The organism is Pseudomonas sp. 34 E 7, from assembly GCF_900005715.1.
Taxonomy (GTDB): domain Bacteria; phylum Pseudomonadota; class Gammaproteobacteria; order Pseudomonadales; family Pseudomonadaceae; genus Aquipseudomonas; species Aquipseudomonas orientalis_A.
The window spans coordinates 1-8,744 of record NZ_CVTX01000014.1 but is presented as its reverse complement, the minus strand read 5'-3'; the positions used below and the strand labels follow the sequence as shown (position 1 = coordinate 8,744).

The window sequence follows — 8,744 nt, the reverse complement described above, 5'->3', positions numbered from 1 at the left end:
GTAGGTCTTGATACGCCATTCGTCCATGGCGCTGGTCGTGGGCACACACTTGACGATCACATTCACCCGTACTGGGGCGGGCGCGGGCGCAGGTGTTGGTGTTGGTATGGGCGTTGGCGCAGGTGCTGGATCTGGCACCGGCACCGGTACTGGTACTACCGGTTTCTCAGCCTGCGGCGAGGCGACCGTCTGCGCGGTGCCTACTGCGATGACCAGGCTATGGCCAGAGCCGAACGGTATGACCACCGGCGTGTAGGGGCTTTCCAGGGTCTTGATCCCAACCATGACCAAAGGCCAGGTCACCCCGGGCGCGGCCAAGGCCCGGGCCGTGGCAATTTGCGGCTGATATCCAGGCGGCACGGCAACCAGTGTCGACTCGCCTTCCCCCAGTAACGCCGAGACATCGCGCCGGGCTTCCGGCGGCGGGCTGATGGCAGTGCTGCGATATTCAGCGGCCAGGCGCGCGTAGTTCTCGGGCGTGATACGCTTGAAGCTATCGATCCCCTGTTCCTCAAGTGACCGTGGCGGGCCGAAAGCCACGCGTTCGCCCGGCGTCACCTCGCGAAAATACGCTGCGGCCGGCGCGCTCAACACAAACTCGACCATCAGCCGACGCCCGTAGTTGACCACGCGCGCTTCATAGACCTTATTGACCCAGCGCAGCACGTAAATGCGACTGCCGGCGCCGGCGCTGTTGTCGATGGTGCTTGTGATGGTCTCGGCCGTTTCATGCATCACGCTGCTGCCACGCAGGTTGCCCACGCTGCGGCTGATACGGTTGACCGTCTTGTTCAGTACTTCACGGGCAAAACGGGTCTCGTCATCGCTGTTCGGACCCTGCTGCACGGTGGTCGTTACCGGCCCGCCGTTGACGATGGCCAACGTCGGCGGCCCGTAGCTGGTGGTCAGGTTGGTATAGGTTTTATTGGTGGTTTTTTCGGCGATGGTGCGGATGGTCTCGGCATGCAAATCATCGCGGGTGTCGACCGCACTGTCGTCCGACACCTGCTCATCCAGTGTCTGCGCCAGGCTGACATCCAGTTGGCGCCGGGTGCGCCGTCGGCTGATGTCTTTGCGCTCGCCGCGCATCAGGTTTTCGATGGCGGCGATTTCGCCGGGCACATAGCGCAGCAGGCGCTGACGCACCATTTGCAAGTCGCCGATGGAGCACGGCTCAATCCAGCCGCCTAAGCTTTGCGGCAGGTCCTTGGCCGAAGGCGACGCCTGCACAGGCGGGTCATTGATGGGCGGTGGCGCAAAAAAACCTTCGGGCAAAGTGATCGACGCCTGCATCAACGCATGCAGTGCCGCTGACGTGAGCGGCGGCGTACCGGGCGGCGGCGCGTAGACATAATCCAGCAGATGGGACATGACCAGCGACCCGCACAGGTGCGGCAGCAACCCTGGCTCGCTCCACGGCGCGACGACCAAGGCGAAATAACTTTCCCAGAGGCGCTCCACATCCGCGCCATAAGCGGGCGGCAGGCTCCCGCCAGAGGCCATGTTGGCCGAGATCCAGGTGCTGACGGTATAGGGATCGTAATCCGACGTGAGCACCGTCTCCTTGAGGCGCGATAACTGCGCATAAGTGCCGGTGCAGAGATCCGCCTGCGTTACAAACTGGTTCTCGTACGGCGTTACGCCATGAATAAAGCCCAGGGCCAGGCTGTCCATCTCGATTCGATTGGAGCAGGCCGAAAACTGGGCGTAAAAACTCTGGGCCGGCACGTTTTGCGGCACCACGTACGTGAGGAAACGCAGTTGTTTCTGGGCCGCACTGATAAGCGGCCATTGGCGAATGTACAAATAGGGGAAGAGCGCACTATCAAGCGCATGCGGCCTGATCGGCTCGGGCGTCGGCCTGGGTGGTTTGGGTTCTGGTTCTGGCCCTGGCCCTGGTTCCGGTTCGGGTGATGGTTGGGGGCGGTTTACCGCAAAGCGCGCCAACTCGACATGGCTGGTCTTGCCGGCTGCATCCTCGGCCCCCTGTGTCACCTCCGCCCGCAGAACCGCCACAGCGCTTTCAGTGCCCGCTTCGCGCTTCAAATGCAGCTTGCCATAGGCCAGGTAACCGCCAGCAAAGCGGATGTTGAAAGGCATCGACACGCCCGCAGCCTCGTCGGCATCGAACTCAATGACGATGACATCACCTTGCTTTGGATGATCGATCCGGCTGATGCGCACCCTGACCGCGAGCAACACGCCCGCACTCGTCTCACATTCACTGGCAAAACTGAGCGCACCCTTGGAAGTTTCCCTGTGTGCTACCGCTGCATTTTCCATAAGACATCCCAGGCGTGGATACGGATTGCGGTTCCAGCGTGCAATCTAGTTGCAGCCACTGCCATGCAATAAGTATCACCACGTAACAGGCGACCCGACGTTACCGTAACAATACTTATGGGTGATGGCCTGTTGCCCTAAAGTACCTGCGAAACAACGCCGGTCCAGGGAGTTTGTGCTTAGATTGCAGACATCACTTACACAAAAATAGGGTGTCCGATTTAACAGGGACAAGTTCACGAACGGAAGACATGCAGAAGGTAAGACCCATGTCAGACTTACTCGATTCCAGCGAATACCCTGTGGCTGCCTTTCGGGAGAACGTCACTGGTTTCAGCACCCGCACCGCGAGAAAACGCCCCATGCTCCCGGATGCCATGCCGACACCACCTTCGACCACGCTGGGTGCGCCGCCGGACAAGGCAGAAATCCGCGCTACGCTGCTACAGGTGCTGGCCAACCCCTTGTTTTGCAAGGCCCCCCGACTGAGCCGCCTGCTGCGCTTCCTGGTCGAACGGTATTTGAGCGACACGCTCCAGGACACCACCGAATATGGGATCGGCATTGATGTTTTCGACCGCGACCCGGCCTTTTACAGCACGGGAGACGACCCGATCGTGCGCGTGCAGGCCGGCCGCCTGCGGGAGAAGCTCAAAACCTATTATTCCAGGGACGCCGGCGGCGGCGGCAGTGTGGTCATTTCCATCCCGATCGGAAGCTACATGCCATTGATACGACGCGCCGATGACGCTGTGGCACGCGCACAAACACGCCACCTCCTTGCCGTTCAACCCCTGAAGAATCTCACTGACGATTTCGCCTGTACGCTGTTCGCGCCGGGATTGAACGAAGAGTTGAGCTGCCAACTGTTCAAGGAATTTGGCAACCAGGTCGTCACCTATTCTTTTGCAAAGACCAGTGACGAACAGAGCCAAGCGCCCTTCGCCAGCCACCTGCTGGAGGGTAGCGTGCGTATCGAGGGGGCGCTGATGCGCGTTTCGGTCCGTCTGATCAATGCCGCGACCGGCTCGATCGCCTGGTCCGAACAGCTGGACCGGCACACCAAGCCCTGCATCGCGTTGCAGCAGGATGTGGCCCAGACCATCTGCACCGGCCTGGAGCGCTATTTTTTCTCAACGGCTGACCGATCCACTCACCGCATCTGCCTGGCAACGGCACACCGCGGCCTGTAATGCCGTGTAAGGCGCTGTAATGGTCGCGGTGCTGCGATAGCTGTAGATACTGGCCCATACGCACGCTCAATGGCACAGGGGAAAGACCCGCATGACAATGTCCTACACGCTGACACTGCACAACAAATCCTCCATGCCGTGGATGTTTTATATCTACCCGACGTTACCCGAACAGCACCACGCTACCGTTTCGCTGGTTTGGTACGTCACCCCCTTCAACGTGGCACCGGGTGCTGAAGTCAGCCTCAACTGGACGATTGAATACGGGTTCGTGTGGCAAGCGCACGAAGTGCTCTCTGGCGGAGTCAAATTCAGCGCCGAGGGTCAGATGCCTGGCGATTTGAAGGAGCACAACACCGTCACGTTTTCCGAATTGCACCACACCCCCGTCTTCAGCAAACCTGTTGCAGGCAGCCCGACGGGCTCGATGGTCATCCACAGCGACACATCCGTGCAGGAGAAAGGATTCGTGGTGGGCATCTCCATCGACGGCAGAGATGCCTTCCTCACACCGACCGGGCCGAACCTGACCGCCTCATTCAAACTCGAGAACAACGCGCCCAAGTACTGGATCGCCGCGTGCGACGAAATTGAACTGGGCGCTGTGGTGGATATCGCCGCCAACATCAACAGTTTCGAGGTGGTTTTTCCTGACGGGGTTTATGAGCAGGCTTATAGCCTGGACACGCACAATGTCTGGGCCGCCACCACCCATCCGCCAAGTTGTTTCAAAACTTGACGCATTCGGACGCATCCACCATATTAATAGTTAGCAAACTAACTGTATGCGAACTATCCAGTGTCCCAATCCCTCGAACAACTCCAGATGAACCTCAGCAGCAGCATGGTGGTGGGCGCCCGTAACTGGCGCAAAATCTGCCAGGCCACGCTGGTGAGCTATGGCATCTCTGAAGCCTGCGCCGTGCCGCTGTTGATGATCGGCCGCCTGGGCGACGGTGTGCATCAGGTCAAAGTGGCCCAGGCTTCGGGCATGGAAAGCCCGTCGCTGGTTCGCCTGCTCGACCGGCTGTGCAGCGACGGTTATGTGTGCCGCACCGAAGACATCCATGACCGTCGCGCCAAGGCCCTGAGCCTCACCGAGCGCGGCCGTGAGCTGGTGCAGGCGGTGGAGGCGCAACTGGTGCGCCTGCGCAAGGAAGTCCTGGTGGACATCGCCGCCACCGATCTGGAAGCCGCGCTGCGCGTGCTGCGCGCCTTCGAGGCGGCCGAGGCGGTAGCGCCTTGAACGGATTCTTTACCGGTTTTCCGCCTGCTCGCGACTGGTTCTATGGGGTGCGTACCTTCGCCGCGTCGATGATCGCGCTGTACATCGCCATGCTCATGCAAATGCCGCGTCCCTATTGGGCGATGGCTACGGTGTATATCGTCTCCAGCCCGTTTGTCGGCCCCACCAGTTCCAAAGCGTTGTACCGTGCAATCGGCACCTTGATGGGCGCGGCGGCGGCGGTGTTCTTTGTGCCGATGTTCGTGCAGTCACCCTATATTCTGGTGGTGGTGATCGCCCTGTGGACGGGCACCTTGCTGTTCCTTTCCCTGCATCTGCGCACGGCCAACAGCTACGCCCTGATGCTGGCCGGCTACACCTTGCCGCTGATTGCCTTGCCAGTGGTGGACAACCCCCTGGCGGTGTGGGATGTGGCCGAGGCGCGTACCGAGGAAATCTTCCTCGGCATCGCCGTGGCGGCCGTGGTGGGGGCGATGTTCTGGCCGCGTCGCCTGATGCCGGTGTTCGATGGCTCGGTTGCCAAGTGGTTTACCGACGCCCAGGTCTACAGCCAGCGCTTTCTCACCCGCGATGTGGAGCCTGAAGCCGTCAGCGGCCTGCGCGGCGGCATGGTCGCCACGTTCAACACCCTCGAGTTGATGATCGGCCAGTTGCCCCACGAAGGCGCGCGGCCGCAGACGGTGCGCAACACCAAGGAATTGCGCGGGCGCATGATTCACCTGTTGCCGGTGATTGATGCCCTGGACGATGCGGTGTATGCCATCGAACATCGCGCGCCGCAATTTCTCGATCGGCTCACGCCGTTGCTGCAAGCCGCCAACGCCTGGCTGCAAAGCACCACCGAAACCGCGCCACTGGAACGCTGGCGCGTGCTGCGTGACAAGATCGACGCCGCGCAACCCCAGGGCGCAGCGCTCGACGACCGCCACACGCTGCTGTTCTCCAACGCCCTGTACCGCCTGGGCGAGTGGGTCGACCTGTGGCAGGACTGCCGCAGCCTGCAAGCCGCCATTCAGTGCGAAAGCCAGGACACCTGGCGCGCCGTCTACCGCCACTGGCGCCTGGGCCGGCTCACGCCATTTCTGGATCGTGGCCTGATGTTCTACTCGGCGTTTTCCACCGTCACCGCGATCATCGTCGCCTCGGTGTTGTGGATTTTGCTGGGCTGGACCGACGGCGGCAGTGCGGTGATCCTGGCGGCGGTGGCGTGCAGCTTTTTCGCCTCGATGGACGACCCCGCGCCGCAGATCTATCGGTTCTTTTTCTGGACCGCCATGTCGGTGCTGTTCGCCAGCCTCTATCTGTTCCTGGTGCTGCCCAACCTGCACGATTTCCCCATGCTGGTGCTGGCGTTCGCCGTGCCGTTCATCTGCATCGGCACCCTCACCGTGCAGCCACGGTTCTACCTGGGCATGCTGCTGACGCTGGTCAACACCTCGTCGTTCATCAGCATCCAGGGCGCCTATGACGCGGATTTCCTCAACTTTGCCAACGTCAATCTGGCCGGGCCCGTGGGCCTGCTGTTTGCCTTCGTATGGACCCTGATCGCACGGCCCTTCGGCGCCGAACTGGCGGCCAAGCGCCTGACCCGTTTCAGCTGGCGCGACATCGTCAGCCTCACCGAGCCCGCCACCCTGGCCGAACATCGGCACATGGCCGCCCAAATGCTCGACCGCCTGATGCAGCACCTGCCGCGCCTGGGCCTCACGGGCCAGGACACCGGCACCGCCCTGCGCGACTTGCGCGTGGCGCTGAACCTGCTCGATCTGCTCGCCTACTCGCCGCGCATCCTCGGCGTGCCGCGCGTGCTGCTCAACCAGGTGGTGGAAGGTGTGGGCGGTTATTTCAAGGCCTGCCTCAAGGCCGGTGAACGCTTGCCCGCGCCCAGCGGTCTGCTGATGACCCTGGACCGCACGCGCCGCGCCCTCAACGGCCAGGGCCTGCAAGACGCCGATGACACGCGCCTGCACCTGCTGCATGCCCTGGCCGGCCTGCGCCTGGCGCTGTTGCCCGGCGTGGAGTTCATTGGCGGCACGGAAATCGAAGCGCCGTTACCGGATGGAGCGCCCTTATGATCGGTGACCTGGATATCAGCGGCGTCTTCCTGCCCACGCTGCTGGTGCTGATGGGCATTACCTATGTGTTGTTTCTGGTGCTGCACGGGCTGTTGACGCGCATGCACTTCTATCGCCTGGTCTGGCACCGGGCATTGTTCAATGTGGGGCTGTACGCGCTGTTGCTGGGCGCGGTGGACTCACTCAGTCGATATCTGATGACATGAAAAAACCTTTTTTGACTATCGGCCGTGTCGTCCTGACGCTGTTGATCGTGAGCTTCGCGGTCGTCGTGGTGTGGCGCATGGTCATGTACTACATGTTTGCGCCCTGGACCCGTGATGGCCACATTCGCGCCGACATCGTGCAGATCGCCCCGGACGTGTCCGGGCTGATCCAGCGTGTCGATGTGCACGACAACCAGTTGGTGAGCAAAGGCCAGGTGCTGTTCGCCGTCGATCAGGACCGTTTCAAGCTGGCCTTGCGCCAGGCCCAGGCCGCCGTAGCCGACCGCCAGGAAACCCTGGCCCAGGCCCAGCGCGAGTACAAGCGTAACCGTGGCCTGGGCAACCTGGTGCCCAGCGAGCAACTGGAAGAAAGCCAGTCCCGCGTGGCCCGTGCCCAATCGGCCCTGGCCGAGGCGCAGGTGACGGTGGATTCGGCCCAGCTCAATCTCGACCGCTCGGTGATCCGCAGCCCAGTGGACGGCTACGTCAACGACCGCGCGCCGCGTGCCCAGGAATTCGTCACCGCCGGCCGCCCGGTGCTGTCGGTGGTGGACAGCAACTCCTTCCATATCGACGGCTATTTCGAAGAAACCAAACTGGACGGCATCCATGTCGGCATGGGCGTGGATATCCGCGTGATCGGCGACAACGCCCGCCTGCATGGTCACGTGCAGAGCATCGTCGCCGGTATCGAGGACCGCGACCGCAGCAGCGGTTCCAACCTGCTGCCCAACGTCAACCCGGCGTTCAGCTGGGTGCGCCTGGCCCAGCGGATTCCGGTGCGTATCGCCTTTGATGACGTGCCGGCGGACTTCCGCATGATCGCCGGGCGTACCGCGACCGTGTCGATCATCGACGACAAGGCCAATGCCGGAGACCAGCCATGAAGCAACTGCTGGCCACCGCTGCGTTGGGGGTGTTGCTGTCGGCCTGCCAGGCGGTAGGCCCGGACTACAAGTTGCCGGACACGGCCGCCGTCAACCGTGACGACCTGCAAGGTGCCATCGCCGGCGAGGGCAATAACGTGGTGTCGGCGCCCGTGCCTACGGACTGGTGGAAGCTGTACAAAGACCCGCGCCTGGATGAACTGGTGCGCCAGGCCATGGCCTCCAACACCGACCTGCGCGTGGCCGCGGCCAACTTGCAACGCGCGCGCTACCAGACCCAGCAGGCCGAATCCGCCGGCGGCTGGAGTGCCGGGGCCAAGGCTGAAGCGCAGCGTTTGCAGGAGTCCGGCGAAGCCTTCCTGCTGGCGGACAAAGTGCCGGTGGGCAACATCGGCAGCGTAGGCATCAGCACCTCGTATCAATTCGACCTGTTCGGCACCTTGCAGCGCGGCATCGAAAGCGCCCAGGCCAACGCCGATGCGGCCCAGGCGGCCGCTGATATCGCGCGCATTACCCTGGTGGCCGATGTGGTGCGTGCCTACACCCAGGTCTGCGCCGCCAACGAAGAGCTGGCCATCGCCAACGAGTCCCTCGACCTGCAAGCCCAAAGCACCAAGCTCACGCAACGCCTGCGCGACGCCGGCCGTGGCGATGAAACCCAGGTCACGCGCTCGCAAACCCAATACAAATCCCTGCGCGCCGATATGCCGCGCTACGAAGCGGCGCGTCAGGCCGGGTTGTTCCGTCTGTCGATGCTGCTGGCCAAGCCCCTTGATCAATTGCCGGCCGGCACCGGCAGTTGCGCCGAGCTGCCGCACATCGCCCAGCTGTTGCCGGTGGGCGACGGTGCGACG

The 8,744-nt window shown here is 62.5% G+C and carries 7 protein-coding genes and 1 pseudogene; 7 read left to right on the top strand and 1 reads right to left on the bottom strand.

The genetic code is table 11. The annotated features are described in order from the left end of the window. Positions 1-2,202, bottom strand: a pseudogene (locus BFP96_RS00500) (hypothetical protein); the annotation flags it as partial. A 350-nt stretch (positions 2,203-2,552) separates the two neighbouring features. Here BFP96_RS00500 and BFP96_RS00495 point away from each other — a divergent pair. From BFP96_RS00495 to BFP96_RS00465, 7 genes are all read left to right on the top strand, one after another. Then, positions 2,553-3,476, top strand: coding sequence for a hypothetical protein (locus tag BFP96_RS00495; RefSeq protein ID WP_130138986.1), 924 nt, complete (start codon positions 2,553-2,555; stop codon positions 3,474-3,476). A 91-nt stretch (positions 3,477-3,567) separates the two neighbouring features. Beyond that, on the top strand, positions 3,568-4,215 hold the full coding sequence (locus BFP96_RS00490) for a hypothetical protein (RefSeq protein WP_128875910.1): 648 nt from the start codon (positions 3,568-3,570) through the stop codon (positions 4,213-4,215). Positions 4,216-4,302: 87 nt separating this feature from the next. Beyond that, positions 4,303-4,722, top strand: a complete 420-nt coding sequence (locus tag BFP96_RS00485) for a MarR family winged helix-turn-helix transcriptional regulator (protein WP_065886629.1) — start codon at positions 4,303-4,305, stop codon at positions 4,720-4,722. Then, positions 4,719-6,797, top strand: a complete 2,079-nt coding sequence (locus BFP96_RS00480; protein ID WP_065935374.1) for an FUSC family protein — start codon at positions 4,719-4,721, stop codon at positions 6,795-6,797. Before BFP96_RS00485 ends, BFP96_RS00480 begins: the two co-directional genes overlap by 4 nt. Beyond that, positions 6,794-7,003 carry a DUF1656 domain-containing protein gene (locus tag BFP96_RS00475; protein ID WP_065886631.1) on the top strand — a complete coding sequence of 70 codons (210 nt, stop codon included), beginning with the start codon at positions 6,794-6,796 and terminating at the stop codon, positions 7,001-7,003. The genes BFP96_RS00480 and BFP96_RS00475 overlap by 4 nt, the downstream gene beginning before the upstream one ends. Beyond that, on the top strand, positions 7,000-7,890 hold the full coding sequence (locus BFP96_RS00470) for an efflux RND transporter periplasmic adaptor subunit (protein WP_065895744.1): 891 nt from the start codon (positions 7,000-7,002) through the stop codon (positions 7,888-7,890). Before BFP96_RS00475 ends, BFP96_RS00470 begins: the two co-directional genes overlap by 4 nt. Next, positions 7,887-8,744 (top strand): TolC family protein (locus tag BFP96_RS00465; RefSeq protein WP_170875965.1); only part of this gene is annotated, 858 nt, incomplete at its 3' end. The genes BFP96_RS00470 and BFP96_RS00465, both read left to right, overlap by 4 nt.